This window comes from Novosphingobium cyanobacteriorum (assembly GCF_029436685.1).
GTDB lineage: Bacteria > Pseudomonadota > Alphaproteobacteria > Sphingomonadales > Sphingomonadaceae > Novosphingobium > Novosphingobium cyanobacteriorum.
Genome location: NZ_JAROCY010000015.1, coordinates 59,415 through 86,300 on the forward strand (window position 1 = coordinate 59,415; position 26,886 = coordinate 86,300).

26 protein-coding genes are annotated in these 26,886 nt (G+C 64.2%); 13 read left to right on the plus strand and 13 right to left on the minus strand.

The features are described from left to right. Positions 1-8: 8 nt before the first annotated feature. Complete coding sequence (locus POM99_RS15570) at positions 9-1,499, minus strand: DUF4139 domain-containing protein (RefSeq protein WP_438823021.1); 1,491 nt, start codon at positions 1,497-1,499, stop codon at positions 9-11. Between the two features lie 75 nt (positions 1,500-1,574). After that, positions 1,575-2,267, minus strand: coding sequence for an aspartate/glutamate racemase family protein (locus POM99_RS15575; protein ID WP_277279401.1), 693 nt, complete (start codon positions 2,265-2,267; stop codon positions 1,575-1,577). A gap of 159 nt (positions 2,268-2,426) precedes the next feature. On the opposite strand from POM99_RS15575, the gene POM99_RS15580 reads away from it, so the two are divergent. Next, on the plus strand, positions 2,427-2,987 hold the full coding sequence (locus POM99_RS15580) for a hypothetical protein (protein ID WP_277279451.1): 561 nt from the start codon (positions 2,427-2,429) through the stop codon (positions 2,985-2,987). Between the two features lie 2 nt (positions 2,988-2,989). Here POM99_RS15580 and POM99_RS15585 read toward each other — a convergent pair whose 3' ends face one another. Continuing rightward, positions 2,990-3,454 carry a VOC family protein gene (locus POM99_RS15585; protein ID WP_277279402.1) on the minus strand — a complete coding sequence of 155 codons (465 nt, stop codon included), beginning with the start codon at positions 3,452-3,454 and terminating at the stop codon, positions 2,990-2,992. A 142-nt stretch (positions 3,455-3,596) separates the two neighbouring features. Here POM99_RS15585 and POM99_RS15590 point away from each other — a divergent pair, with 142 nt between their 5' ends. Then, entirely contained in the window at positions 3,597-4,826 is a 1,230-nt protein-coding gene (locus POM99_RS15590; RefSeq protein WP_277279403.1) for an aromatic ring-hydroxylating oxygenase subunit alpha, read from the plus strand. Beyond that, positions 4,823-5,329 (plus strand): MaoC/PaaZ C-terminal domain-containing protein, encoded by a 507-nt coding sequence (locus POM99_RS15595; RefSeq protein WP_277279404.1) that lies wholly within the window; start codon positions 4,823-4,825, stop codon positions 5,327-5,329. The genes POM99_RS15590 and POM99_RS15595 overlap by 4 nt, the downstream gene beginning before the upstream one ends. On the opposite strand, the gene POM99_RS15600 is transcribed toward POM99_RS15595, so the two are convergent. The 4 genes from POM99_RS15600 to POM99_RS15615 all read right to left on the minus strand — a co-directional run bounded on the left by POM99_RS15600 (position 5,278) and on the right by POM99_RS15615 (position 9,377). After that, complete coding sequence (locus POM99_RS15600; protein WP_277279452.1) at positions 5,278-5,913, minus strand: FMN-dependent NADH-azoreductase; 636 nt, start codon at positions 5,911-5,913, stop codon at positions 5,278-5,280. The two genes, POM99_RS15595 and POM99_RS15600, sit on opposite strands and share 52 nt — an antisense overlap. A gap of 56 nt (positions 5,914-5,969) precedes the next feature. Continuing rightward, positions 5,970-7,130 (minus strand): acyl-CoA dehydrogenase family protein, encoded by a 1,161-nt coding sequence (locus POM99_RS15605; RefSeq protein WP_277279405.1) that lies wholly within the window; start codon positions 7,128-7,130, stop codon positions 5,970-5,972. A gap of 119 nt (positions 7,131-7,249) precedes the next feature. After that, the gene (locus tag POM99_RS15610) at positions 7,250-8,581 is read right to left on the minus strand and encodes an aromatic ring-hydroxylating oxygenase subunit alpha (RefSeq protein ID WP_277279406.1); all 1,332 of its coding nucleotides are present in this window, start codon (positions 8,579-8,581) and stop codon (positions 7,250-7,252) included. A 34-nt stretch (positions 8,582-8,615) separates the two neighbouring features. Beyond that, positions 8,616-9,377 carry an SDR family NAD(P)-dependent oxidoreductase gene (locus POM99_RS15615; RefSeq protein WP_277279407.1) on the minus strand — a complete coding sequence of 254 codons (762 nt, stop codon included), beginning with the start codon at positions 9,375-9,377 and terminating at the stop codon, positions 8,616-8,618. A gap of 263 nt (positions 9,378-9,640) precedes the next feature. Between POM99_RS15615 and POM99_RS15620 the strand changes: the two genes are divergently transcribed. Then, positions 9,641-10,843, plus strand: a complete 1,203-nt coding sequence (locus tag POM99_RS15620) for a CaiB/BaiF CoA transferase family protein (RefSeq protein WP_277279408.1) — start codon at positions 9,641-9,643, stop codon at positions 10,841-10,843. A gap of 10 nt (positions 10,844-10,853) precedes the next feature. Here POM99_RS15620 and POM99_RS15625 read toward each other — a convergent pair whose 3' ends face one another. After that, positions 10,854-11,516 (minus strand): HD domain-containing protein, encoded by a 663-nt coding sequence (locus POM99_RS15625; protein ID WP_277279409.1) that lies wholly within the window; start codon positions 11,514-11,516, stop codon positions 10,854-10,856. A 217-nt stretch (positions 11,517-11,733) separates the two neighbouring features. On the opposite strand from POM99_RS15625, the gene POM99_RS15630 reads away from it, so the two are divergent. After that, complete coding sequence (locus tag POM99_RS15630; protein WP_277279410.1) at positions 11,734-13,332, plus strand: family 43 glycosylhydrolase; 1,599 nt, start codon at positions 11,734-11,736, stop codon at positions 13,330-13,332. 97 nt (positions 13,333-13,429) lie between these two features. Here the strand turns inward: POM99_RS15630 and POM99_RS15635 are convergent, their stop codons facing one another. After that, positions 13,430-15,109 (minus strand): class I adenylate-forming enzyme family protein, encoded by a 1,680-nt coding sequence (locus tag POM99_RS15635; protein WP_277279411.1) that lies wholly within the window; start codon positions 15,107-15,109, stop codon positions 13,430-13,432. A 383-nt stretch (positions 15,110-15,492) separates the two neighbouring features. Between POM99_RS15635 and POM99_RS15640 the strand changes: the two genes are divergently transcribed. The 3 genes from POM99_RS15640 (at position 15,493) to POM99_RS15650 (ending at position 18,064) form a co-directional block, all read left to right on the plus strand. After that, a complete protein-coding gene (locus POM99_RS15640) occupies positions 15,493-16,149 on the plus strand; it encodes a TetR/AcrR family transcriptional regulator (protein ID WP_277279412.1) in 657 nt (218 codons plus the stop codon). A 199-nt stretch (positions 16,150-16,348) separates the two neighbouring features. Further along, entirely contained in the window at positions 16,349-17,269 is a 921-nt protein-coding gene (locus POM99_RS15645; RefSeq protein ID WP_277279413.1) for an SDR family oxidoreductase, read from the plus strand. A gap of 36 nt (positions 17,270-17,305) precedes the next feature. Beyond that, positions 17,306-18,064, plus strand: coding sequence for an SDR family oxidoreductase (locus POM99_RS15650; RefSeq protein ID WP_277279414.1), 759 nt, complete (start codon positions 17,306-17,308; stop codon positions 18,062-18,064). Between the two features lie 7 nt (positions 18,065-18,071). Here POM99_RS15650 and POM99_RS15655 read toward each other — a convergent pair whose 3' ends face one another. Further along, positions 18,072-18,458 (minus strand): type II toxin-antitoxin system VapC family toxin, encoded by a 387-nt coding sequence (locus POM99_RS15655; RefSeq protein WP_277279415.1) that lies wholly within the window; start codon positions 18,456-18,458, stop codon positions 18,072-18,074. After that, positions 18,455-18,688, minus strand: coding sequence for a type II toxin-antitoxin system Phd/YefM family antitoxin (locus tag POM99_RS15660; protein ID WP_277279416.1), 234 nt, complete (start codon positions 18,686-18,688; stop codon positions 18,455-18,457). The genes POM99_RS15655 and POM99_RS15660 overlap by 4 nt, the downstream gene beginning before the upstream one ends. 92 nt (positions 18,689-18,780) lie before the next feature. Between POM99_RS15660 and POM99_RS15665 the strand changes: the two genes are divergently transcribed. Continuing rightward, positions 18,781-19,158: a DUF1622 domain-containing protein gene (locus POM99_RS15665; RefSeq protein WP_277279417.1), complete on the plus strand. Its 378-nt coding sequence runs from the start codon at positions 18,781-18,783 to the stop codon at positions 19,156-19,158. Between the two features lie 84 nt (positions 19,159-19,242). Here the strand turns inward: POM99_RS15665 and POM99_RS15670 are convergent, their stop codons facing one another. Together POM99_RS15670 and POM99_RS15675 are read right to left on the minus strand one after the other, a co-directional pair. Further along, complete coding sequence (locus POM99_RS15670) at positions 19,243-20,586, minus strand: aromatic ring-hydroxylating oxygenase subunit alpha (RefSeq protein WP_277279418.1); 1,344 nt, start codon at positions 20,584-20,586, stop codon at positions 19,243-19,245. A gap of 90 nt (positions 20,587-20,676) precedes the next feature. Next, positions 20,677-23,178 carry a TonB-dependent receptor gene (locus POM99_RS15675; protein WP_277279419.1) on the minus strand — a complete coding sequence of 834 codons (2,502 nt, stop codon included), beginning with the start codon at positions 23,176-23,178 and terminating at the stop codon, positions 20,677-20,679. Positions 23,179-23,435: 257 nt separating this feature from the next. On the opposite strand from POM99_RS15675, the gene POM99_RS15680 reads away from it, so the two are divergent. From POM99_RS15680 to POM99_RS15695, 4 genes are read left to right on the plus strand one after another with little or no spacing between them, the layout of a single operon-like run. Further along, entirely contained in the window at positions 23,436-23,981 is a 546-nt protein-coding gene (locus tag POM99_RS15680; RefSeq protein ID WP_277279420.1) for a nuclear transport factor 2 family protein, read from the plus strand. A gap of 14 nt (positions 23,982-23,995) precedes the next feature. Continuing rightward, the gene (locus POM99_RS15685; protein ID WP_277279421.1) at positions 23,996-24,295 is read left to right on the plus strand and encodes a putative quinol monooxygenase; all 300 of its coding nucleotides are present in this window, start codon (positions 23,996-23,998) and stop codon (positions 24,293-24,295) included. Between the two features lie 5 nt (positions 24,296-24,300). Further along, positions 24,301-24,597 (plus strand): putative quinol monooxygenase, encoded by a 297-nt coding sequence (locus tag POM99_RS15690; RefSeq protein ID WP_277279422.1) that lies wholly within the window; start codon positions 24,301-24,303, stop codon positions 24,595-24,597. Between the two features lie 16 nt (positions 24,598-24,613). Next, positions 24,614-26,509, plus strand: coding sequence for an outer membrane protein assembly factor BamB family protein (locus tag POM99_RS15695; RefSeq protein WP_277279423.1), 1,896 nt, complete (start codon positions 24,614-24,616; stop codon positions 26,507-26,509). Positions 26,510-26,886 lie beyond the last annotated feature (377 nt).

The window sequence follows — 26,886 nt, forward strand, 5'->3', positions numbered from 1 at the left end:
GGCCCGGCTCAATACCGGGTGTCGAACTGGACCGTCAGGACTGTCTCGCCGTTGGCGGGCACGTCCACCAGCCAGACCCGCTCGTCGGCGGTCCGCTGCGCGCCCTTGACCGATTCTGATGGCACGCGGGTATCCTGCCACCAGTTTTCCAGGCCCACCTGCACCACTTCCACCTTCACCGGCGTGGGCCGCGCGTTGGTTACCTTGTAATGCATTGTCGTGCGCCAGAACGTCGGCTTGGTTTCCACCGTCACATCGTCGGTCTTGCCGTTCACGGTGATGCGGTATCGGCTGGTCTTCTCCCACTCGTCGCCGGTGATCCTCTCCCGCTTCTCCACCGTGGGCTGCACCTTCACGTCAAAGGCCTCGCCCGTGCGGATAGACAGTGAAGATCCCATCGGGGTGTGGTCGATCGTGTTCTCGCCGATGAACTGCGGCTGCCCCCGGGCATCGCGCATATACACGCGCACTGTGCCCGCCGGCAGCGCATCACCCAGCCCGCCGGCACGCGAGGTGGACAGGTTCAGCACCGTCGCCACGCTCTGCGCTTCGTCCGATGCACCCAGCCAGCCATTGCGAAAGGTGTAGCCCTTGTTCGCCGGGGCACCGTTCACATCCAGAAAGCTCACCTGCTTTTGCTGTGCATTGGCCACCGTGGTGCGCGCGGCAATCGGATAGACGTAGTAATCACCCAGCCGTTCGCGATTGGCGCTTTCGGTACCCGGCGTCATCCGCACCCCGCCGCGCGGCATCGGGCGGCGCATGCCGTTGTCGTACCCGTTGCCACCCTGCACCGGCTGCCCCGCCACCAGCAGCACCCGCGCGTTGGGAAAGCTGGTGCCGGTGGTGTTGTTCAACGTGATCCAGCCTTGCAGGTCCATCCTGCCCTGCGCTTCGTCGAACAGCGCAACATAGTCGGCCTTCCAGCCCATGCCGCCAGAAAGGTAGCTCAGCGTCACCGGGCGCGGGCCTGCCCTGCTTGATTGCAGCGTCACCGACAGCGTCGGTCGCGCCCGCAGGTTGGGCGGCAAGCCGGGAAACAGGATACGCGCGCCATAGCTTTCCAGCACCTCAATTCGGTCGCCGATGCGCACGATCGTGCCGCCATTGTTGGCCAGCACCTGCGCCTGTTCCCGTGTTTCCGCGCCCGTGGCGGGATTGGTGCGCACCACCGTCACTGTCTGCCCCACCGCCTTGTCCAGCAGCTTGTCGGGGGACAGCAGGTCGTAATCGAAGTTCTGCTCCACCACGCCCGCGCCGCTGCCGGAAAGGGTCACCGTCTCGGGCCGGATTGCGGCGGATACGTCGGGGAACTCCTGCCGCGCTGTGCCCACAGGCAGGGTCAGTTCGCGCGTGTCCTGCACCAGCGCCAGATCAGCGTTGTAGATGGTCAGTGAAACGTCACCTTGTGCGGACTGGGCCAAAACGGGGCTCGGAGCCAGCATGGCAGCAAGGGCCAGGGCACTCGTGGCTCCCGCCACCGCTATCATCCGTTGCATGCCGTCCCTTCCGTTGGCCTTCATGGCGTTGATACTCCATCGCCCCTCGCCTGCAATCACGCTCTTGGCAAAACCTCAGCTGGCAACCGCAAAGTCCACACAGGCCCGGCACTGCAGTGCCAGCGGGTCCAGCGCAAGGATCGGGCAGATGTCCTGCGTGATCACAAGCGGCAGCTCGGTGCAGCCCAGGATCACCGCCTCGCATCCTTGTGTGGCGTGATGGGCTATCAGATCGCGGAAATGGGTCGCAAATTCAGGGTCCAGCTCGCCTGCCGCCAGCCGCGGCTGGATCGTGTCGATCCTTTCCCGCTCGGCCAGCGCGGGAATTTGGACTGCGATGCCCACCTGGCGCAGCGGATCGGCGAAGTAGCCGTCCTCCATGGTAAAGCGCGTCCCCAGCAGAAGCACCTTGCCCACACTCCGCGCCAGCAGCTCGCGCCGCACAAGTTCCACCGCATGGAAGAATGGAGGTGCATGCGCCAGGCCTTGCGCGAGCCGATCATAAGTTGCGTGCAGTGTGTTGCAGGCGATCATCCAGCAATCCGGCCGGAATGACAGCAGTGTGTCGATCTCCGGGCGCAGCAAGGCCGGGATCGCATCCCGGTCCGTCCTGTAGGCAGCCAGGATGGCGTGGTAATCGATGCTGTAAAGCGCGATGCGCGCCGAATGGCCGGGGCCAAGCCGCCGTTCCGCTTCCTGGTTCAACATGCGATAGGGCAAAATCGTCGAAGGCCAGCTCGTGCCGCCCAGAACTCCGATCAGTTTCATGGGGCGCAGAGTGCCGGGGACGCAGGTCGCCTGTCAACCAAGCCCGGAATGCCGCCGGTGACACTCTGCCCCCGGGCAAAGTGTCATCCCTGACAAAATGCGTGTCGTAGCATATTGGGGATTCACAGGATTCATGGTTTGTGCTTGATTCATCCCATGATGTTCCAGGCTACGTTCCAGTCGACCGCCGTGGGCAAGAGCCACATGGCTGCCCTGCTCGATACCGTGGCGCAGGCTAGCACTCGCCCGCGCTATGCCTTCATGCTGCTCAGCCTGATTGCCGAAGTGGCCGATGGCGATGGCAAGGCCGGCCCTTTCGTGCGGCGCGGCAACCACGCCGAGACGCTGCGCGACTGGCTGTGTGACAGCCTGACCCCCATGGCCGGGCGTGATCCGCGCCGCATCGCGCTGGCTGAACGCGTGCGTGACGAGCTTGAGCGCAAAGGCAGGCTGGCCCGCGATCCGGCCGAAGCCGCACTGTTGCTGCAACAGGAAGTGCGCGATCGCATCCGCGTCTCGGGCAAGGCAAACCTCAGTCGCGCGGTGTCAGAACTCGTCCGCGCCGGGCTGCTGCGCCGGCACTATGCGGGTTATCGCGTCGATCACCAGAACCGTGGCGGCCACCGTCATGTGGTCTATACCCTGATCGGCCAGGCGCGCTGCCTTCTCCAGCGCCATGCTCCCAAGGACCGGCGGCAGGGCGAACTGGCCTTCAATTAGGATCAGACTTCAGCCGACCACCACGCCTCCATCATCGGCTCCAGTTCACGGCCCACCAGTTCAATCACTGGTCCGCCGTCCCTGACCATGTAAGCCATGCTGCCATTCCCGCGCCGGGCAGAGGCTCCGGCGACCAGCAACCGCCAGCCTTGCGCATGCAGTTGCTCCACGCCTTCGCCCACGTTGTCCACCCACACGCCGATGTGGGATCGGTCGATCGCGCGCAGCAGGTCATACGGTGTGCCGGGCGCGGCCTCCACCAGTTCCAGCCGCAGTGGCCCCTGTCGGGCATAGGTGACTTTCAGCCGCGCCTCACCGCGTTCGCCGTTGGCAGTCCACACCGGCAGGGGATCGAACGTGCGGACCGGTGCCCAACTGGCTCCGGCAGCGCGGCCGATGGACTCCATTGCCACCGCAATGTCGTCCACGATCAGCCCGTGGTGAAAGATGCCTGCCAGAATATCCACGTGCCCTGCTCCTGCGTTCTCTCCGCCATGAACGGCAAGTGCCTGTAAAGTCGCCACTTCAACCCAGTCCAAAGCATTGCTTTACAAGCATACATGAATGTTTTTAAATTGCACCCGTAAACAACCATGCGGAGAGCGATTCATGCCCGGCACGGCCGCGTCAACGGCGCATCAGGACGATCTTGCGCGCATGGCGTACGAGCGCGAGCGCAATGCTCCACCGGCGGATTTTCCGGCCCTGCCCTCGATCCCCGGCGGGCGCTACGTCGATCCCGGTTTCCTCGCGCTGGAAGACCAGGGCATGTGGAAGAAGGCGTGGCTCTATGCCGGACACATCGACCAGCTGCCTGAACCGGGATCATGGTTCCTCACCCGCAATCTCGGCAGCCCGGTGATCGTCGCGCGCACCCTGACCGGAGAGATCAAGGCGTTCTACAACACCTGCCAACATCGCGGCGGGCCGCTGGTGAAGGATGAAGCAGGCACCGCGCGCGGCTTTGTCTGCGGGTATCACGGCTGGTCCTACACGCTCGATGGCAAGCTGACGGCGGTGCGTGACCGGCGCGACTTCGCCGCCGATTTCGATTTCGCCTGCCACGCGCTCGCGTCCGTGCGGTGCGAACTGCTCGGCAGCCTGATTTTCCTCAATGCCGACCCGGATGCGCAGCCGCTGATCGAACACATCGGCCCGATGGCTGATGAGCTGGACCAGTTGCAGCTTGCCACGCTGCGCCTGGTGGACAGCCGCAGTTACGAAACCGACTGCAATGTCAAAGTCCTGCTCGACGCCTTTCTGGAGGTCTATCACCTGAAATCGATCCACGAAAACACCGTGGACCGCTTCCTCGATCACCGCGCCATGATCGTCACGCTCTGGCCCAATGGGCACAGCCGCATGGCCACGCCGAACCGCCGGCCGGACTGGGTCGATCCCGGGACCAAGGGTATGCCGGAAATCCCCACGATCTCGGAATTCGTGGCGAAGAACAATGTCAGCTACCAGATCTATCCCAACTTCGTGATGCCGCCCGCCCCCACCGGCATCCCCATCCTGCAGTTCTGGCCACTGGGCCCGCGCCGCACGCGCGTGGTCTCCAGCTGGGTGGCGCCCGAACACGATGCAGCCAATCCGCACCCCCTGTGGGAAACGCGGATCAGGAACTGGGAGCGCATTCTCTACGAAGACCTGCAGTTCGCGCCCCAGATCCAGGAATCGGTCGAGGGCCCGGGCTTTCGCGGCATGTCGCTGAACTACCAGGAACGGCGCATCTACAACTGGCACGAAGAGCTGGATCGCCGCATCGGCGTGGAGCGCATTCCCGAACACCTGCGCGTGACCCCGGTGCTCGCGCCGTTCATCGAACGCGGATGACTGGCGCGCTCTCCCCGCTGGGCACCCCGTGGCGCACGTTCGAGGATCTCATCGTCGGCGAGCGGCGCAGCTCGGCCCCGCGCACCGTGAGCGAGGAGGAGATCCTCGCCTTCGCCCGCGCCTACGATCCGCAGTGGTTTCACACCGATCCCGAAGCCGCACGCAGCTCGGTGTTTGGCCAGATCGTGGCCAGCGGGATTCACGTGCTGGCGATGTGGCGGCAGATGGACCATGCAATCAACGGGGATATCGATTTTGTCTGCGGCGTGGGCTGGGACAACCTGCGCCTTAAACGCGCGGTCCGCGCGGGAGACACGATCCATGTGACCAGCGAGATCGTGCGCCTAGAACCATCACGCAGCGGCAAGCCGCGCGGGACTGCGGTAACCCGCTACGCCGTCCTGCTTGCCGATGGTACGCAGTGCGTCACCTTTGAAAGCACCAATCTTGTCTACACGCGCGGTGCCCGCAAAAGGGACTCGGCCAGTGCGTCAACCTCCTGAAAAGCGATATCCATCGCCTCTTCCACCCGGGCGGGGGTGCCGTAGGTCGGGCGGACCTGCACTATACGCACGTCTGTGATGCCGATGAAGCCCAGCCACGCCTTCATGTAGCTGGTCTGGAAATCCATCTCTTCGCCCGGCTCCTCTGGCCGAATGTCCAGCGCACCAGAACAGACCAGAATTGCCCTGCGACCACCGGCAAGGCCGGTCACGCCATTGCCATCCACGTTGAACATCAAGTCGGGTTGGGTGATGATGTCGATGTATTGTTTTAGCCGCCATGGCACACCGAAGTTCCACATAGGCACACTAAACAAGACTGTGTCAAAAGAAAGGAAATGTTCTATCGTATCACGCACCCTACGCCAGCGATCGCACACTATGGGATCAACTTCGCGCCCCTCGACCAACGCATAGCGCCCCTCGATAGCCGCAGCGTCGAGCGCCGGCAGATCTGTGGCGTGGAGATCCAGTTCCTCGGCGCTCACGCCAAGTCGCGCCAGCAACCGCCGCGACACCCGTGTGGAGCGGGATCGCAATCCACGGGGACTGCCGATAATGTGCAAAACACGTTCCCCAGCCATGAAGGTCAAGGCCTGGTCCTCCGTCAGATTTCGGTCACCTCGCGTGGCTGATCCCGTTATCGCCGCTGATCAAAACGACGGCCCAACATGGCACCTGCGATATTCGTCTTCTGAATGTCTATTGCCCCGCCTGCAATACCCCATCCCCAACTATCACGAAGTCTTCGCTCCATTGTGAAATCTTTTGAATATCCATAAGCCCCCATCAATTGCAGCGCGTCGCCGGTCACTTCACGTGCAATCGTATTGGCAAAGCATTTGCCGGTGGAGCTGTGGAGGACCGAGGGCAATCCATCCTGTGCCAGGGATGCGGCACGCCAGATGAGCAGCCGAGCCGCCTCGACCTTCATGTGCATTTCCGCCAGTTTCAGCTGCACAGCCTGGAATTCCACGATCGGCTTGCCGAACTGCTTGCGCTCCTGAACATAGACGGACACGTCCTCGAGCGCACCTGACGCCTGCCCCAGCGCCATCGTGGCGTTGCCGCAACGTTCCAGGTCGAACGCTTCCATCAGCTGCTTGAACCCCCCGGCCGGAACGATCACGTTGCCGGCAGGAATCTCGCAGTCGTCGAAGTTGAGGTCGGCCGAAGGCACCCCGCGGAAGCCCATCAGCTGTTCTGGCGGGCCAAAGCTCAGCCCCGGCGCGTCCTTCTCCACCAGTACCGCGCCGATGCCCTTGGCCCCCGGCGTATCCGACAGGCGGCAATAAACGACATAGGCATCGGCATGGCCCCCGCCCGAACACCACCGCTTGGTGCCGTTCAGGATCACCTTGTCACCCTTGATCTCGCCCTTGGTCTTCAGGTCGGTCAGCGCGCTGCCTGCATCGGGTTCCGACATGGATACGGCAACGATCATCTCACCTGCGCATACCTGCGGCACAACCCGGCGCCTCAGCGCGTCCGGCGCAAAGTGTTCGATCGCGCGAACCGGCCCGACGCTGCTTTCGAAAATCGGAAAACCGACGGCCGAGGAAACCTTGGCAAATTCCTCCAGCACCACCAACGCCTCGATGTTGCCCAGGCCCAGCCCGCCCAGTCCGGACGAAACGTTGATGCCCAGAAAGCCGAGTTCGGCATATCGCTTCACCAGCTCACGCGAAGGCGGTTTGTTGTCGCGCTCGCACTCCGCCGCGATCACCGGCAGCTCGGCCTGCGCAAATTCGCGCGCCGCTGCCTGAAGATTGCGCAGGTCGTCGGTCAGACTGAAATTCATCGGTCCTTGTCTCCCTTCGGGCGCATCTGCCTGCATGCAGGCGGTGTTCCCTCCGGCGGGCCAGTCCGGCCTGCCGCCTTTATGGTTGCCATGCCAATCGTGGCGGACTGGCAATTCTGTCAGATATCTTCCGGCTGCTTTCCACCCGGACCATAGATGTAATCATCCAGAACCTTGTGAAAATGGCGGATGCGCAGCTCCTGTTCGCCGATCCACAGCCCCGGAAAGCTGTCACTCTTCATCCCTGCCTGCACCGTGGGCAGGTTATACGCGTCCTGGTCCAGCACCTGTCCGATGCTGCGGTCGCCGTGGCGGAAGCGGCGGTGCTTCACTCGCTCGGGCCACGGTTCGCCCTCGGGCACCAGCTCGAACACCCACACATCGTACAGCATCTTGTTTGGATCGGTGGCGTGCGGGCGCTGGCGGAACATCAGGATGTCGTCCGCATGCACGTTCAACGCCACGTTGGGGAAGATCATGTAGTGATAATCGTCGGTCAGTTGGTCGTCGTTCAGCGCGGAATAATCCTTTCCCTGCGCCTTGCCGTGCTTCCGCTTGAACGCTTGCACGTCGCGGCGGATGTCGCTGATCCGCCCCTCGTATTCGGCGGGGTCCATCCCGGCTTTGACCATGATCTCGTGGATCGCGGGCGGAATCTGGCTCGGCATCGCCACTCGGGGGGAAATGGTGGCGAATGGGATCAGGTAGCGGTTGTGCCGTTCATAGCAGTCGATCTGCACGTTCACGTCATCCAGGTACCACAGCAACTGGGGATGGATGCCCTGCACGTGATAGGTTTCGTTGAACGCGTCGACAGACGCCTTCCAGTTGCAATCCCACTCCACCGTGACGTCGCGCTTCCACGCCATGCGCTCGGGGTGGTAGGGTTCCAGATGCTGCTTCAGCGGGGCGATGAAATCGTCAAACGGCTCCACACCGGGGTTCAGCGAAAACCATACGAAGCTGTTCCATTCCACGCACGGCAGGCTCGGCAGCGTCATGCCCGGAGGGCCTCCCTGGCTGAAGGTGCACAGGTCCGGCAGCCGCTCGATCGCGCCGTCCAGGCCATAGGTCCAGTGGTGATACATGCAGCGGAAATGCTCGGCCTTGCCGATACCCTCAGGGCGAAGCCGGTTGCCACGATGCAGGCATACGTTGGGAAAGCAGCGGATCGACCCATCGTGCTGGCGCACTATCAGCACGCTTTCCTTGCCGATCTCGGTACAGATGTAGTCCCCGGGGTTGGGTATGTCGTCGGCACGGCCGCCCAGCAGCCACACCTTCGTCCACACCCGCTCCCATTCCAGCTTCATGAACTCGGGCGAATAGTACCGTTCGGCCGGGATCACGTCGGTGCCCAGCTGCGGGTCGGGCGCCTTGTCAACCGGGGTACCGGTTGCGGCGTCCTCGGGCGCAACGCGGATCACGTCGACCACACGCTTCACGTCCATGCGTGCGGTATCCCAGGTCACACCATGCGCCACGTCAGAAGTGCGTCCGGTTGGTAAAGGCGCCGTCCACCACCAGGTGCGATCCGCTGCACCAGCTGGCGGCCTCGCTCGCCAGGAACACGATCGCCCGCGCCACTTCCTCCGGCCTGCCCAGCCGCCCTATCGGCTGCTGGCGCAGCTGAGACTGGTAGAACTTTTCCATCGTGCCCTTGATCATGTCCCAGTTGCCGCCCTCGAACTCCACCGGTCCGGGCGAAACCACGTTCACGCGAATGCCGTCCTTGCCGTGGGCCAGCGCCAGCTGCTTGCCATAGGTGATGAGCGAGGCCTTCATCGCGTTGTAGGCCTGCGGCCCACCCATCGCCTCCAGCGCGCTGGTCGTGGCCACCAGCACGATCGAGCCGCGCTTCTGCTCGGTCATCACCGGGATCACCGTATCTACCGCGCGCACCGGCCCCATCACGTCGGTCTCGAAGGCGTTGTGCCAGTATTTTTCGCTCCCGATCCCGCCGCCCGCGCTGGACAGCGGGATAAGTACGTCCACACCGTCCAGTTCCCTGATCGCCCATTCCAGCCAGGTCTTGTAGTCCTCGGCCTTCTTCACGTTCACCGGCTTGCCGACGATCTTCGTGCCATAGCGCGAGAGCGATGCGACCGCGTCTTTCACGCTATCTTCGCCCCGCGCGCTCAGCGCCACGTCGGCACCTTCTCGGGCCAGCACTTCGGCCACGGCATAGCCGATGCCGCGCGCCCCGCCGACGACGATCGCCTTCCTGCCCTGCAGTCCCAGATCCATGCCTTGCCCTTTCACGCGCGTGCGATACCTTGGTTGCGAAGGACATCGGGTTTCCCCATGCGCGCCCAGTGCCCATACCGTTCGCGCGGCACGGAACGGCGCATCCTTCTTCTTCGCCGCGCAATCTATTGACCACAAGGTCCAACGCAAGAAAAAAACATGCTTGAATGCTTTTTTAGTGTCAGCCATGGTGCCATCGCGCGCGGCGGAAAGCCGAGCCCCAAGGGGAGAGAGAAGGCATCCATGGGCAAAGGAATCCTGGCATGAGTGGCCGCGGCAAAGGGCCGTTGGCGGGTGTGCGCGTACTCGATTGCACCAGTGTGCTGATGGGGCCCTACGCCACCCAGATCTTCGCTGATCTGGGGGCTGATGTCATCAAGATCGAAGGCCCCTCGGGCGATACGACGCGCTTCATCCCGCCTGGTCCCGATGCATCGCGCGGGGCGATGTTCCTCAACGTCAACCGCGGTAAGCGCAGCCTCGCGCTGGATCTCAAGCAGGCGTCCGCCCGCGATGCCGTCCTGCGCCTTGCCAGGACGGCAGACGTGTTCATCCATTCCATGCGCGCACAGGCCATCGCCCGCCTCGGGCTCGATTACGCCGCGCTCCAGGCCGCCAACCCGCGCATCGTCTACGCCAACCTCTATGGGTATGGCCGTAATGGTCCCTATCGCGATTACCCGGCCTATGACGATATCGTCCAGGCTGCCTCCGGCATCGTCGATCTGCAGGCCCGCCTGTCTGGCGGCGAACCGACCTACGCCGCCACGGTCATCGCCGACAAGGTCGCAGGGCTCACCGGCGCCTATGCGGTGATCGCCGCTCTCTTCGCGCGCGAACGCACCGGCGTGGGGCAGGAGGTGGAGGTGCCGATGTTCGAGACGCTTGTCTCCTTTGCCGCCACAGAACACATCTGCGGTTCGCTGTTCGATCCGCCGCTCGGCCCGCCGGAATACCCGCGCGCCACTTCGCCCGCACGCCGGCCCTATCGCACGGCGGACGGGCATATCGGCGTTATGATCTACAATGACAAACAGTGGCAGGCCTTTTTCCGCGAACTGGGTGATCCGGACTGGTCGCACGATCCGATGTTCGCCTCGATGCGCAGCCGATCCGAGAACATCACCACCGTGCTGGCTCAGGTCGCGCAAGTGCTCGAAACGCGCACCAGCGCGGAATGGATGGAACTGTTCCGTCGCGCCGAGATCCCCGCCACCCCCATCGCCTCGCTGCAGGGCCTGCTGCACGATCCGCATCTGGTGGAAACCGGTTTCTGGCAGTCTGCCGAAACCGACATGGGCACCTTGCGCTTTCCCGGCATTCCCACCGCCTTTTCCGCCACCCCAGGCGAAATCGGCGATCCTGGCCCGGTGCTGGGGGCAGACAGCATCGCGATTCTCGCCGAAGCCGGCTATTCGGACGAAGAGATCGCCGCCCTCACCGCCAGCGGCGCGGTTCCATCATGAGTGGCACTGCCTAGAGCGCATCTCCGTCTGCCGATTCCGCCTTGAGCCGGGCCAGAAAATCCCGCGCCTCCGCCACCATGCCCGGCAATCGCGCCCGGCCGGCCGGGCTCTGCACACCTGATGGTGCATCGGCAAGGTTCGCCTCGATCGCCGCCACCGCCTTCTTCAGGTCCTGCACCGGCGCTGGTGGATCGATCGTTGCCAGCATGCGGGCCACGCCAATCGCGCCCAGCCAGTCGAGAGCGTCGGCATCGTGGAGATAGATCGCCTCAGGCGTCTCGGCCTTGCGATAATACATGTGCGTGCGCGTGGCCGCACGGACCGCCTCGATCTTCCCAGCCGGGAAGCCCAGCTTTACCAGCACCGGGCCCAACGCATCCGCGCCCACGTCGGAATGATCTACTTTTGGATCCGGATTTTCCCACGGCGCAAACGCGGCGATATCGTGCAGAAAGGCTGCCGCGAACAGCACGTCGTCGTCCACTGCCACCTTGTCCTGCGCCGCCAGTTCACGCGCCAGCGCATAATCGCGCCGGCTGTGCGCCGCGCCCCATGCCGGATGGGAGAAATGCTGATCCGCAAACGCCTCGACCGCGGCACGCCAGCCGGCATCCTCCGCCGCATGCCCCGCGCCCGAAATAGCCAGCCCCGCAGCCAGCACGATACCTGCCATTGGCCATCTCATGACGGCAAGGCAGCACGGCCACGGCGTCGAAGTCAACAACCTTGGTCGTGGCCATGCGCACGATCATCCTTATCTCTTCATGATAGTGCACAATGACCACTTGCAATGAGTTATTCGATTAAACTAGATTATGAATTCTAAAAAAGAGAGGGTGCCCCTGATGGAATCGCGTCGGCAAGCCATGAAGATTGCCGCCTTGGGCTCCATGGCAATCCCACTTGCCGGCCCGCTGGCGAAAACCGTGTCGCAAGGCGAAGCCTGCACGCCGGCCGCCACGCCGAAATGGCGCGCGGGAATCGAAGGGCAGCGCATCGCCGACCTCGGCGATGGGCACTACCTGAACCCTATCCTCTCGGGTGACTATCCCGATCCCTCCGTCCTCAAGGACGGAGACGATTACTACATGACGCATTCCTCGTTCGATTCTGCGCCCGGCCTGCTGATCTGGCATTCGCGCGATCTGGTGAACTGGCGGCCGCTCGGCCCCGCGCTGGCCAAGCCTCTGGGCACGGTATTCGCGGTCGATATTGCCAAGCACGATGGCCGCTATTTCATCTACATCCCCTTCATGAAGGCGTCCTGGTCGACTGAACTGCCCAGCTTTGCCAACATTTACGTCATCCACGCCCCCTCTATGGAAGGCCCGTGGAGCGATCCGATCGATCTCAAGATAGGAGGCCTGATCGATCCCGGCCATGTCGTCGGCGAAGACGGGCGGCGCTACCTGTTCTTCAATGATGGCAAGCGCGTGCCGCTCACTCCCGATGGTCTTGCCACCGCCGGTCCGGTCGAAGATGCCTACAAGGCCTGGCGCTATCCGGATGACTGGATCACCGAGGCATTCTCGCCCGAAGGTCCCAAGCTGTTCCGTCGCAACGGCTGGTTCTATCTTGTCAACGCAGTGGGGGGAACCAGCGGCCCGCCCACCGGCCACATGATTGTCGCCGCGCGCTCGCGCTCGATCCACGGCCCTTGGGAAAACTGCCCGCACAACCCAATCCAGCGCACGCTCTCGCGCAGCGAGATGTGGTGGTCGCGCGGCCACGCAACCTGTGTTGAGGGGCCCGGCGGCCAGTGGTTCATGATCTACCACGGCTATGAAAACGGGTATCTCACGCTCGGTCGCCAGACACTGCTTGAACCCATCGAATGGACGGCAGATGGCTGGTTCGGTGCGCGCGGCGGCGATTTGTCGAAGCCGCTGGCCAAACCGACGCGGGCTGCTCAGCTTCATGGCCAGATCCATGGAATGCCGCATTCCGACTCGTTCGAAACCGATCGCTTTGGCACGTTGTGGAGCCTTTATGGCGGCCCCCCTGCAGACAAGGGGCAGATTGCCATTGCCGATGGCGCGCTGGCGCTGACAGCAAAGGGGGCAAGCCCGTCAAACGGCCTGGTGGTGACCCAGCAGGTCGGTGATCGCGCCTACGAAGTGACTGTCGAAGTCGCGCTTGAAGGTAACGTGACCGGGGGCCTACTGCTGTTCTTTGACGATCGCGCCTACCTTGGCATGGGCATCGACGGTTCAAGGATGACGAGCTACCGCGGCGGCAATGCGTCCTACTGGCCTGAACCGGCTCCGCCGGCACGGCGCATGTTCATGCGTATCGAGAACCGCGATCAGATTGTGACTTTCTATTACAGCCTCGACGGAAAGGCCTGGACTCGTCACGGCGTGCGCAGCGAGGTTTCGGGATACAATGCCAACACGGTGGACAACCTGCTCAGCCTGCGCCCCGCGCTGTTCGCTTCAGGTGAAGGCCAGGTCCGCTTCCGCAACTTCGTCTACCGCGCGCTGGCGTAGCAACCAAACTCCCCACTCCTCGCCCCGCCCGGGCTTGGCCCCCTCTCGTCATCTGCGCGAAGGGGGTGGCGCCTTGGGGGCGGGCAGCCCCCTGCCCTCAACCCAACCCCAGTTCGTCCAGAAGGCCGTCCCGCAGCTTGAACTTCTGGATCTTTGAGGTCGACATTGGCCATTCGTTCACTATGCGCACGTGGCGGGGGATCTTGAAGCCTGCCAGCTTCCCCTTGCAGTGCGCGATCAGCTCGGCCTCGCTGACGCTGGTCCCTTCTGCCAGTTCCACGAAGGCGGCGGGCACTTCCACGTATCGCTCGTCGGGCAGACCCACCACTTGCGCCAGCTTTACCGCCGGGTGGGTCTGCAACATCGTCTCAATCTCGGCAGCGGCCACGTTCTCGCCACCCACTTTCAGCATGTCCTTCGTGCGGCCGTGGAACATCACGTTGCCATCTGCGTCCACCGATCCGATGTCACCGGTGTGGAACCAGCCGTCACGGATCGCTTCGGCGGTCTTTTCGGGGGCGTTGTAGTATCCTTTCAGCATGTTGGGGCTGCGCAGCACGATCTCGCCACGCTCGTCGGTGCCGCAATCCTTGCCCGTTTCCGGGTCGACGATGCGCATCTCCCATTCTTCCAGAGTATAGCCGCAGCGCCCGGTGCGCACCGCAAAGCTGTCGTGCAGGCGGCTGGTGGAAACCGTGCCCGCCGCCTCGGTCAGGCCATAAGTGCCCACCTGTACCGTGTGCGGCATCGCCGCCACCACCGCGTCCTTGATCCAGGCGGGCTGCACCGCAAAGTTCGAATTCATCAGCCGCAGTTTCGAAAGGTCGGTGGTCTTGAAGGTGGGATGGTTGATCAGGTCCTGCATGATCGTCACAAAGCTGGGATAGGCAATCGTGGCCCCTTCGCGGCCAAGCATTTCCAGCGCCTGCCCCGCGTCGAAGTGCGGCACTGTCATGTATGTGCCGCCAAGGTCGAGGATCATCGTCATCGGCAGGATTCCCGCGATGTGGAAGATCGGCAGCGGGGACCACACCTTGTCGGCGCTGGTGCATTCATAGCGGCGGCCCAGATTGCGGCTGTTGCCCACCTGCCCACGGTGCGAGATCATCGCCCCCTTGGGGTGTGACGTGGTGCCGCTGGTATAGAGGATCATGGCGATGTCCTCGCCGTCCACGTCGTCGATCCGGCGGTCGATCGCTGCTGCATCCACTCCGTCGCCCAGCGCCAGTGCGCGTGATGCGGGCAGCATGCCGGGCTGGTCGGCGCCCTGCCCCGGTCCGTCGAGCGAAACCACCGTGTGCAGCATCGGCGCTTCGTCCAGTTGCAGCCCCCTACCTTCGGCACAGCGCGCAAGCGAGGGTCCCGAAAGCGATGGCAGAGCAGCCCGCACGCGGTCGCGGTAGTCCAGCGTTTCTGCCACCTGCCCGGCCGTCACCAGCGCCACCAGATCGGCATCCTTGCACAAATAGGCCAGCTCATGGCTCTGGTACCGCGCGTTCACCGGCACCGCCACCGCGCCGGCCATGGCGATGCCATAGAAGGCCTCGATGAACTGCGGGCAGGTCGGCATGAACAGGCCCACGTGCTGGCCCGGTTGCACCCCCAGCGCAATCATCGCTGCGGCCCAGCGCCGCGCCGCCGCATCCAGCTCGGCATAGCTGATGCGCCGATCGGGAAAGACCACAGCCTGGCGGGATCCGAACCGTGCGGCCGACGCCCGGATCATCGCGCCCATGGTGAGAATCGGTCCGGCTGCGCCCTGCTGGCTCTGTTTCATTCATCCCCTTCGCCCCATGCGCGGGGCCTTGTTGTCTGGCCCTCTGCGGGGCTTTGTCCGTCTTGTATCGCGCAGGTCCGGCAAAATCGCACCAGCCCGTTCAAAGCCATTCCCTGGCGGGTATGGGTTGGCGGGGGGTCTCGTCCTCACCTGATCAGCAGTCTGTCTCCACAACGATACATGCACGTGATAAAAAGACAATCATATCTGTCTTTTTTAACGGGGCATGCTAATCCTTGTTCACCCTTGGCTGCGCGGCGTGGACTGTCGTTCTTGCGCGTTGTGCGACCATGGGGCAAAGGCGCTGGATGGGTCATCCGCACGCAGCAGCGGCGCGGTGGCTTGCCGGAGGATTGGCAGGCAGGTTTCGGGTTAGGACAGGCATGGCACTTTCACGCACGCGGGCGGTCCGGCCCGCCGCAAGGCAACCGCGCAACGCCGCTGCGGATCGCGCTCCCACGTTGCAGGCGGCCAAGGCGGCACAGACGCGGGCACGGCTGATCGACGCCACGGTGCGCTGCCTCGTCAAGTATGGCTATGCCAACACCACCACGCCCAAGGTGGCAGAGGAAGCTGGTCTTTCGCGCGGTGCGATGATGCACCACTTCGAAAACGGCACCGCGCTGATCAAGGCGGCGATTGCAGAGCTGCATGAAAAGCGGCTCCGCGCCTTCCGCCGTGCCGCCGACCGGCCCGAGCACGAAGTCACCGACCTCGTCGAAACCTATTGGCGGCAGCTGCAGAAGCCGGCGTTCATCGCCTTTCACGAACTTGCCGTGGCGGCACGCACCGATGCCGATCTCGCCTCGATCCTCTCGCCGCTGCAGGAAGAATTCCGCGCCAAGTTCAATGCCCAGGCGGAACAGCTATTTCCCGAATGGCTGGGCTCACCAAACTTCGCCCTGGCGATGACGCTGTCGCAGACCATCCTCGAAGGCATGGCCATTTCGCTGCAGACCGGGGGAATGGAACCCGCTCAGGTGGAGCCCATGCTGCGCCATCTCGAGGCGCAGATTCGCAGCCTTGCCCCGGCCGCGTAACCTTACACCTGCGGGTTTGCGCGAACACCCTCTCCAAATGCAACATTTCCAGCGCGTCGATTCACGAAAGGCCGCGGCCAGCCGCCGGAAAATGCGTCTGCACGCTAAAATCAAAATCAAACCTGTTTGTTTTTTCACCAATGCGCACTAGGGTAAGGTTCGTAAAGATAGAACCAGGCCCGACCGAGGGGGAGAACCTTTGAACGCCCACGATCACCACACCCCCCGCACCTTCCGGCCCGAGCCCGGCGATCCGGGGCGTCCGAAGCGGGGGCTGGACGAAGAGGCGCTGCGCAGCCAGCCGACCGTGTTCCGCGACGACCTGCTGGCCGGCCACACGATCCTGATTACCGGCGCGGGCAGCGGCATGGGCAAGGCGGCGGCGGTGCTGGCGGCGCGGCTGGGCGCGAACGTGGCGATCTGCGGCCGCACGATGGACAAGCTGGAAGCCACCGCCGCCCTGATCCGCGAGTCCACCGGGCGCGAGATCCTGGCCCAGCCGGTCAACATCCGCGACGCCGACGCGGTCGAAGGCCTGATCGCCGCGGTGCACGATCGGTTCGGCGGGCTGGACACGCTGGTCAACAACGCGGGCGGGCAGTTTCCGCAGGACGCCATCGACTTCACCCGCAAGGGCTGGCTGGCGGTGATCGACACCAACCTCAACGGCACCTGGTGGATGATGCAGGAGGCCGCGAAGCGGTGGCGCGCCGATGGCAAGCCGGGGCACGTGATCAACATCGTGGCCAACGTGGAACGCGGCATGCCGCAGGCCGCGCACACCTGCGCCGCGCGCGCCGGGGTGATCTACCTGTCCAAGACGGTCGCCACCGAATGGGCGCCCTACAACATCCGCGTCAACTGCATCGGCCCCGGGGTGATCGAGACCGAGGGCTTCCGCATGTATCCGGAGGAAGCCCTCGCCCGCTTCCACAAGGCCAACCCGATGAAGATGCGCGGCAACGCCTGGGATGTGGCCGAAGCGATCGCCTACCTCGCAAGTCCCGCAGGGCGCTTCGTCAACGGGGACCTGATGATCATCGACGGCGGGCAGGCGCAGTGGGGCGTGATCTGGCCGGCGGGCATGCCGGACTACTTCTCGGAAGACGGCGCGGCCTGACCGCAGGCGCGACAAGCACAGAGCAGGAGAGAGGACATGGGTCGGCTTGAAGGCAAGGTGGCGCTGGTCACCGGCGGCGGATCGGGGCTGGGCGCGGCCGATTGTGAAGCGCTGGCTGCCGAGGGCGCCAAGGTGATCGTGACCGACGTGAACCTGGCCGCGGCGCAGGCGGTGGCCGAGCGCATCGGCGGCGGCGCCACTGCAATGGCGCTCGACGTGGCGAGCGAGGAGCAGTGGATCGCCACCTATGCCGCGATCGAGGAACGGTTCGGCGCGCTGCACGTGCTGGTCAACAATGCCGGCGTGGTGCTCAACGCCGACGTGGAGGACACCAGCCTCGAGAAATTCCGCTGGGTCAACGCGATCATGACCGACGGCGTGTTCCTGGGCATGAAGCACGCGATCCCGCTGATGAACAAGAGCGGCGGCGGGTCGATCATCAACATGTCCTCGGTTGGCGCGCTGCTCGGCTACCCGATCTACTTCGCCTATTCGGCGGCCAAGGGCGCGGTGCGGTCGATGACCAAGTCGGTCGCGGTGATGGCGCAGGTGAAGGGCTACAAGATCCGCTGCAATTCGATCCACCCCGGCGCGATCGAGACGCCGATGGTGCAGCAGGCCGAAGGCCGGCCCGGACAGGCCAACGAAATTCCCGACGGGGTGCTGCCGCACGGATCGGCCGGCCATCCCAAGGACGTGGCGGCGATGGTGGTGTTCCTGGCCAGCGACGAAAGCCGCTACATCACCGGGGCCGAACTGGTGATAGACAACGGGCTGACCATCCGGCCGTTCTGAAACGGATTTACCAGAGGCGGTTGACGGCGAAGCTGTCAAACAGCGCTTCGTTGGAGACGAGGACCATGTCTTCGGCCTGCGCCTGCGCGATCAGGAGGCGGTCGAAGGGGTCCTTGTGGGCGATGTTCATTTCGCCCGCGAGCCGCGCATGGCGCACGCTGATCGCCAGTTCGACGAAACCCTGATCGGCGACAATCGCCTCGAAATCCTGCGCCAGCAGTGCGGCTTGCGGCAATTTGCCGATGCGATGCTTGGTAGCGATTTCCATGGCCGAAGCCGCGCTGACCGCCACGCTGTTGCCCTCATCGGCGATTGCTGCGCGGGCGCGCTGGCCCAAAGCCTCGTCGCCCGCCAGCCACCAGATGAGCGCGTGGGTATCGAGCAGGAGCCTCAACCCAGGTTCCAACCTTCAAGCTCATCGTCTGGCAGCGGATCGTGAAAGCCGGGATCCAGCGCAATCTTGCCCTTGAGGGCGCCGAACCGCCGCCGGCCACGCGGGGTTACCGGAACCAACCGGACGGCGGGCACATTACCCCGCGCAATTACGACATCCCCGCCTGCCAGCGCCTCGGCAATCAGGCGGGACAGGTTGGTCTTGGCATCGTGGACCGAAAACTGCGCCATCGGCGATCTCCTTAGCCAGAAATATAGCTAAGCAGCTCGGCGAGGGCAAGGTGCGCGGCGGAACCATCGCCCCTCGCCCTGTTTGAGCGGGCATGGACAACGTTCACGCCTGGATCGAATGGCTGGCCAAGCTGCTGGAGATCGCCGGGGTCGGCATCATCCTTGGCGGGGTGGGGTTGGCCAGCGTCACCTATGTGCGCGAAGGGCTGGGCGGCAAGGGTTGGCGCGATGCCTATGAGCGATACCGCGCGAACCTGGGCAGGGGCATCCTGCTGGGGCTGGAACTGCTGGTGGGCGCGGATATCATTGGCACGATCACCGCGCCACTGACCTTCGAAAGCGTGGGCCTTCTGGCGATCATCGTGCTGATCCGCACCTTCCTGAGCTTTTCGCTGGAGACCGAGATCGAAGGTTGCTGGCCTTGGCAACGGCGTGGCGCGGGCAGCCGGTCGGACACCGCGCCACGGTGAAAGAGCCTGCGGGTTCGATACAGTGCCCACCCCTGCCCCTCCCGCAGGCGGGAGGGGAAACCTGGGTTGCAATGCCTTCGCGGGTCAGGCGCCCATCAAGCGGTCCAGCTCGGCGTGGAAGTGGCGCAGGCGGCCTTCCTGTTCGCTCCACAGGGGGCCGCGGAAACCGCGGCTGCGTGCGCCTTTCTGGACCACGGGGAGGAGGTCGCTGTCCTGATCGAGCACTTCGCCAAGGCAGGGCGGTTCGCCTAGAGCGGTGTGGACCACTTCAGGCCGGGTGCGGCCCGAGAGATCGACTTCGGCGCCGAGGCCCATCCATGCGGGGGCCGAATAGCCCGGCGCATCAACGTGGCGATAGAGGATGCAGGTGTCATAAGTGAACTGGTTGGGATCGGTGGGGTGCGGGATGAAGCGGTGGAGGAACACCGCCTCCGGATGGCATCCGATCTGCACATTGGGGAAGACCGAGTAGACAACCGAGTCCGACAGCTGGCTGTCCGAGAAGCGTTCATAGCGCAGGCCGAGTTCGTCCGAGCGGCGGCGCTTGGCCTGCTGGACGGCGGCGCGGGTTTCACGCGCGGTGCCCTGGTAGCTGGCGGGATCGAGGCCGGCATCGCGCAGCATCATCTGGATGCCGGGGTTGACGCTGTCCTGATCGGCGAAGCGCTGGCTGGGCTGGGCGAAGGGGACGAACTGGCGGCTGAGGCCGCCGGGCCAGAGGTCGATCTGGGTGCGATCATCCATCAGGCACTGGGTCTGCGGATGGACGGCGTGGAGGTGGTAGATCTCGGCAAAGGCATCCACCCCGCCCTTCCAGTTGGAGCCCCAGTCAGACCGGCGGTGCTGGACCACGTACATCTGGTCGATCTCGTAGAGTTCGAGCTGCGGCAGGATGGGCGCGAGAAAATCGGCGAGCGGCTGGATATCCGGGTCCATCGCCACGAAGACGAGCCCGGCAGCGACTTCGCAGCGGACCGAGGACAGGTCGGTGCCGTGGCACAGCACCTCTGGCCGGAAGGTTTCCGCATCGGTGACGGATTCACATTTGCCGTCCAGTGCGAACTTCCAGCTGTGGAACGGGCAGGTGAAGCGATCGAGCGAACCGAGATCGGTGGTGACGAGCTGGCTGCCGCGATGGGGGCAGACGTTGTAGTGCGCGCGGACCGAGCCATCATTGTCCCGCACGATGATGAAGCTTTCCGGCCCGATATCGAACTTCATGAAATCGCCGGGTTCGGGAATGTCGGAAGCAGGACCCGCGAGCAGCCACGAACGGGCGAAGACCTTGTCCCATTCCTGCGCGGCGAAGGCGGGATCGAAATAGCGATCCGGGGTGGGGCGGCCGGTGCCGTTGTCGATGCGGGGGGCGCGATCGTTGAACGGGTGGCGCTTGCCGATGTGAATGTCCCAAAGATCCAAGGCGTTCATGGCTGTTTCCATTGGCAAGATTGGGCGGCCGCGCGGGGAGGGATTGCGCGACCGCCCTTCTGTTGACCCTGTTGACGCCCCCGGAACGGATCAGGGGCCGCGGAACTTCACGCCGATTTCGGCGCCGAAGTAACGCGGAGCACCGAAGTTCGAGTTGAGCCACAGCCCGGCCACGTTCTGCGAGGCGATGCGGTAGCGCGCGTCGGTGAGGTTCCGGCCGATGACCTTGACGTAGTACTTGTCGTCCACCTGCGAGAGGGTGAGCGATGCGTTGACCAGCGTGCGGGCGTTGAGGAAGGTGTTGCCGTCGATATCGGTGATCGACTGCGTGTTGAGGTTCCGGCCGGTGTAGGCCGCCGAGGCATTGGCGATGACCTTGAAGTCCGAGCCGAGCGGCACTTCGTAGGTGCCATCGACGGTCCACTGCCACTTCGGCGCGCGATCCAATGGCGCATCGGCGAGATTGTAGCCCGCGCCGTCGGCGGTGTACTTGTTGTACTTGCCGTCCTGGTAGCCCAGCACGCCGCGCAGGGTGAAGCCCTTGAACAGGCGGGCGGTGGCTTCGGCCTCGATCCCCTTAACCGTGGCGCTGGCCGCGTTGACGAACAGCGTGACCTGGTTGGGCGCACCGTTGACCACGATCGGCACGTTGAGCTGCTTCTGCAGGTCCTTGTACTTCACGTAGAAGCCGGTGAGGTTGAAGCGCAGGCGGTGATCGAGCAGTTCGGTCTTGATGCCAGCTTCGAACGAATCCGCGGTTTCCGGCTTGGTGGCGCGGGCCGCTTCGCGGAAAGCGTCAAAGTCTATCACGCCAGTTGCCGCATCGGTGAACGCAGCAAAGCCGCCGATCTGGTCGTTGAAGCCACCAGCCTTGAAGCCGCGCGAATAGTTCAGATAAGTGTAAACATCGGGCGTTGCCTGATAGCCGAGCGTAGCACGCCAAGTGGGCTTGTTTGCCTTGTTACGCAAGGTGATGACGTTGGCGGGGTAGCGGAACACACTGGCGTCCAGCGCCTCGTTCACCACAATAGATGGATCGAAGCCACCGTTCAGCTGGGGGATGAAAACCTGCTGGCGACCATACCAGGTCTTGTCTTCCCAGGTATACCGACCGCCCACGGTCAAGCTCAGTTCCGGGGTGATCTTGTAGGTGCCCTCGGCAAAGACCGCCGTGGATTTGGACCGCTGTGCATTGCAGAGAATGAACGGCGTATCGTTCCAGTTGCCCAAGCCCAGTGGCACGCCCTGCAGATCGAGGAAGCCGAGCAGCTGCGCCACGCAGAAATCGACGGTCTCGCGCTGGTAGAACGCTCCGGCGACCATATCGAAGGCAGTGCCGGTGTTGGTGGCGAAGCGCAGTTCCTGCTGGAACGTCTTGCGGTTGTCGTCACGGGTGGCGTCGAAGAACGAAAGCGGCGTGCCATCCTTGCCGATCGGCGCCGCGCCGGCATAGGAGTTGGGAATGCGCGAGAGCTGTCGGCGCCAGCCGGTGACCGAGGTCAGCTTGCCGAAGTCGAGGTCATAGTCTGCGTTGACATAGAACCCGTCGACCGAGATCCGCTGCCCGTCCTTCATCTTGATGAGGCCGTCCTGGCGATAGGTGACGGCTGCATTGTCGAGCGGATCGGAGCTGTTGGGGTTCTGGCGGATCGTGCCGAGAATGTCGGTGAGGAACGGAACGTCGCCGGTGTAGGTCGAATTCTCATTGACCGAGGGGACCGTTTCCGAACGATCGCGCAGCCATTCGTATTGCGCCAGGATGCTCAGACGGCTGGTCGGCTCCCACAGCAGCTTGGCGCGCAGGTTGACGACGTCCTTGCCCCCGGCCGACTTGCCATCGAGGCAACCCGACACGCCGAAATAGTTGCTGGTGGGCACCCCGCCGACCGGGCCGTAGCAGGCGCCGTTCTTGTAGAACCCGTCAGTGGTTTCCATGCCGCCGACGAGGCGCAGCGCCATGTTGTCGAAGATCGGCACGTTGCCGGCGACCTGAACCTTGCGCGTACCGAAGCTGCCGATTTCGGCGCGGCCATCGACGCCGACCACGCCGAGTTCGGGCCGCTTGGTGCGGACGGTAACGGCGCCGCCGGTGGTGTTCTTGCCGAACAGCGTGCCCTGCGGGCCGCGCAGCACTTCGACCTGCGAAATGTCGAAGGTGTCGAGCAGCTGGGTCTGCACCGAGGGGACCACGAAATCGTCCACCAGCACGGCGACCGGCGGTTCGAAATAGACGATGATCGAGGTCTGGCCCACGCCGCGCATGGCGAACGAGGCGGCGTTGAAGTTGGTGATGGTGCTGGCCGAGAAGTTCGGCACGAAGGCGGCGAGATCGCCGATGTCGCGCGGGCTGGCCTGGCGGATCAGCGAGCTGTCCACCGCCGAGACGGCGACGGGCGTGCGCTGCAGGTTGGAATCGCGCCGCGTGGCGGTGACGACGATTTCGTTCAGGCGGTCGCTGGTCAGTTCGTCGGCGCTGCTCTGCGCCTGCTGCGGCGCTGCCGCCTGGTCTTCCGCCGCGAAAGCCGGTGCTGTCGTGATTGCCGCAGCCATCGCCCCGATTGCCGCCGACCACCGCAGATAACTGCTCGTCATCCCCATCTCCTCATTTCCCGCCATGGTTGCGAGTTGGCCCGAGGATAGCCGGATCGGATCGTATTGCAAGCAGACATGTATGTTTTTTTGATGCGCCTTTCGGGGCAACCGTCTTTGCCGCATTGCAGCATGGCGGCGGCCCGGACCTGCCCGTCCGGACAGGTATATCCATACATTCATGATTGTTTTTGAGAATGGCCGGGCTATCATGCGCCGGCACCGGTCCGGAAGAGGCCGCGTGCGGGAGAATGCACGCAATGGCCGATCTTGAGGCGCGGATTGCCAGGCTGGAGGCCGAATCGCAGATTCGCCAGCTGGTCGCGCGCTACAGCTTCGATATCGACGACCGCCGGGTGGAAGCGGTGCGCGCGCTGTTCGCGCCCGACGCGGTGCTGCGTTCGCACGACGGGGTGATGCAGGCCGAGGGGGTAGACGCGATCATGGCGCAGTTCGACGGGCGCTTTGCCGTGCTCGGGCCGGGCCACCATGTGATGCACGACATCCAGATCGACTTCGTGAGCGAGAACGAGGCGACGGGGCGCGTGGCCGGCCATGCCGAGCTGATGCGCAAGGGGCGGATGATGGTCGCGGCGATCCGCTATGACGACCGCTATCGCCGCACGCCGCAGGGATGGAAATTTGCCGAGCGGGTGATCGGCTTCCTCTACTACGTGCCGGTCGAGGCCTATCCCGGCATCCTCGGCGGGCCGGACCGCAACCACGCCTATGACGCGCCGAAGCCGGCCGACTACCCCGAGCGGCTGCCGGACTGGATCGCCTATCACCAAGCCCTTGCCGACTGAGCGGAGCACCACGCATGGCCTTTACCTTCCTATCGCGCTTTCGCATCCGGCCGGACAAGGAGGCGGAGTTCGTGGCGCTGACCCGCGAGATGGAGGCGCTCGCCCCGTCGGAGCCGGGGACGCTGGGCTACAGGTTCTACCGCCTGGCCGAGCCCGGGATGTTCGCCGTCTATGAAAGCTTCACCGACGAGGCGGCGGACAAGGCGCACATGGAATATGCGCACAACAAGCCGCTGATCGAGCGCATGATCGCCTGCATGGACGGGTCCTACACGCGCGAGATGCTGTACGACATCGAGACCGGAGAGGGTTGAACGGCATGGCCGGAAAGAGCTTCATCGCGCAGCTGCGCGCGAAACCCGAGAAGCGCGAGGAACTGATCGCGCTGCAGACCGAGCTGAAGGCGCTGGTGTTCGAGCATGAGCCGGGCGCGTTGGTCTATGAACTGTTCCAGTCGGAAGAGGACCCCGACCTGTTCCAGTGCGTGGCGACGTTCAGGGACGAGGCAGCGTTCGACACGCACATGCACATCGACTTCCACGACAGGCTGGTGCCGCCGATCCTGGCGTGCCTGGCCGAGGACATGAGCATCGCGTTCTACAAGTCGCTGGGTTGAGCCGGGGTTGCTGCAGATGAAGATAACGTTCGGCCGCGCTGCGGCGCTTTCCGGGCTGGCGGCGCTGGCGATCTCGGTGGGGCTCAACGCCGCGCCGCCCGCGCCCAAGCGGATCAAGTCCACCGACGAGTTCCAGGTGCACGATACGCCGCGGATCGACCCGGAGACCGCGCCGGGCAGGCCGCTGTGGGAGCAGAACTGCGCGATTTGCCACCTGGGCGGGGTGCCCAAGGCACCCTCGCCCGCGTTCCTCGGCATGCTGGCCCCCGATGCGATCGTGACCGCGCTGACCAGCGGGGTGATGAAGGCGCAGGGAGCAACCCTTTCGGCGGAGCAGAAGGTGCAGGTGGCCGAATACCTGACCCGTACGCCCTATGCATCGTACCAGCGCCCTGCCCCGCCGCCGCGGTGCGAGGGCGCAGCGGCACAGTTCGACATGAGCGATCCGCCCGCCGCGATCGGCTGGGGCCACGACAATCGCCGCTTCGTGCCCGCCGGTATCGCCGGGCTGGCCAAGGCGGACGTGCCGAAGCTGAAGCTGAAATGGGCCTTCGCCTATCCCGCGGCGAACCGCGCCCGGTCCCAGCCGACGCTGGGCTGGGGCACGCTGTTCGTGGGCAGCCAGGACGGCACCGTCTATGCCTTCGATCCCGAAAGCGGCTGCACAAAGTGGACCACGCGGCTGAGCGCCGAAGTGCGCACCGCGATCGTGGCGGATGCAGCAACCAAACGGCTCTATTTCGGCGACCTGCTGGGCAAGGTTCACGCGCTGGATGCGATGACCGGGCAGGAAATCTGGGCCGAGCGCATGAGCGACCATGCCGACGCCACGATCACCGGCACGCCCACGCTGGGTGGCGGCATGCTCTATGTGCCGGTGTCGTCGCTGGAAGTGGTGCAGCCGGGCAACCCGAAATACGCCTGCTGTTCGTTCCGAGGATCGGTGGTGGCGCTGAACCCTGAGACCGGCAAGGAAGCGTGGCGCGCGTGGACTTCCGGCGAGCCGAAGCCGCAGGGCACGACCGCCGAGGGCGCGCAGATCCTTGGACCATCCGGTGCGCCGGTGTGGAACAGCCCGACCTATGACGCCAAGACGAACCGCGTCTACTTTGGATCAGGCGAGAACTATTCCACCCCGGCGGACGACAATTCTGACGCGGTGTTCGCGGTTGATGCGAAGACCGGGCTGCGGGTGTGGCACACCCAGCTGACCATGGGCGATGCATGGAACGTGGGCTGCATGATCGGGCTGGGATCGTGCCCCAAGGAAAACGGCCCGGATTATGACGTGGCGGCATCGCCGCTGATGATCGATACCGGCGGCGGCGCGCGGACGCTGGTGATCGGGCAGAAATCGGGACAGGCCTGGGGCCTTGATCCTGATACGGGCAAGATCCGCTGGGAAACGCGCGTGGGCCATGGCGGCACGCAGGGCGGCGTCCACTTCGGCATGGCGGCCGAAGGCACGCGCGTATTCGTGCCGGTGAACGACATGGCCGATACCTATGACGGGCGCGTCTATGACGAAAAGCAGCGCGGCGCGGGACTGCATGCGCTGGATGCCGTGACCGGCAAGGAGCTTTGGTTCGCCCGGGCGCCGGACCTGTGCCGAGGGCGCAGGTTCTGTGATCCGGGCATTTCATCGGCCGTGACCGCCATCCCCGGCGTGGCTTTCGGCGGGCATCTCGACGGGATGCTGCGCGCCTATGACGCGGACAACGGCAATATACTGTGGCAGGTGGACACGACGCAGCCGGTGAGGACAATCGACGGCACCATGGTGGGTGGCGGCAGCATGAGTGGCCCCGGCGCGGCGGTGTGGCAGGGCAAGGTCTTTGTTAATTCCGGCTATGGCATGTACAGCCACATGGCGGGCAAGGCGGTGCTGCTGGTCTACGAAGCGGCGAAGTGAGTGGATGAGGGCACTGTCCAAGCATGTGTCGGCCCTTGACCCAAACCCTCTTCACTTTCGCGGCGGACGCGTCGTTCAGGGGAGGAATTAGGGAGGTTAATGGGCGATGAGTTCGAGCGGAAGGGCGTGAGGCTCCGGTTCCCCTGTATTGGCGCACCTTGGCAAAAACACAGCTCGCGTCAGGGATGGCGAAGTCAATGTCGGCTTCGGTCATGACTGCGAAGGGGAGCATGTTGGGCCAAATAGGACGTAAGAGACCTCGTCCGGCATCGCCTCGCCCTGAGCAAAACAAGTGCGGAAACCCGGATCGTCGTCGAAGAAGGCGAGTGGCATCTGCACCGGGTCGGTTTGTCGCAGGCAAATCCATGACGGCCGGC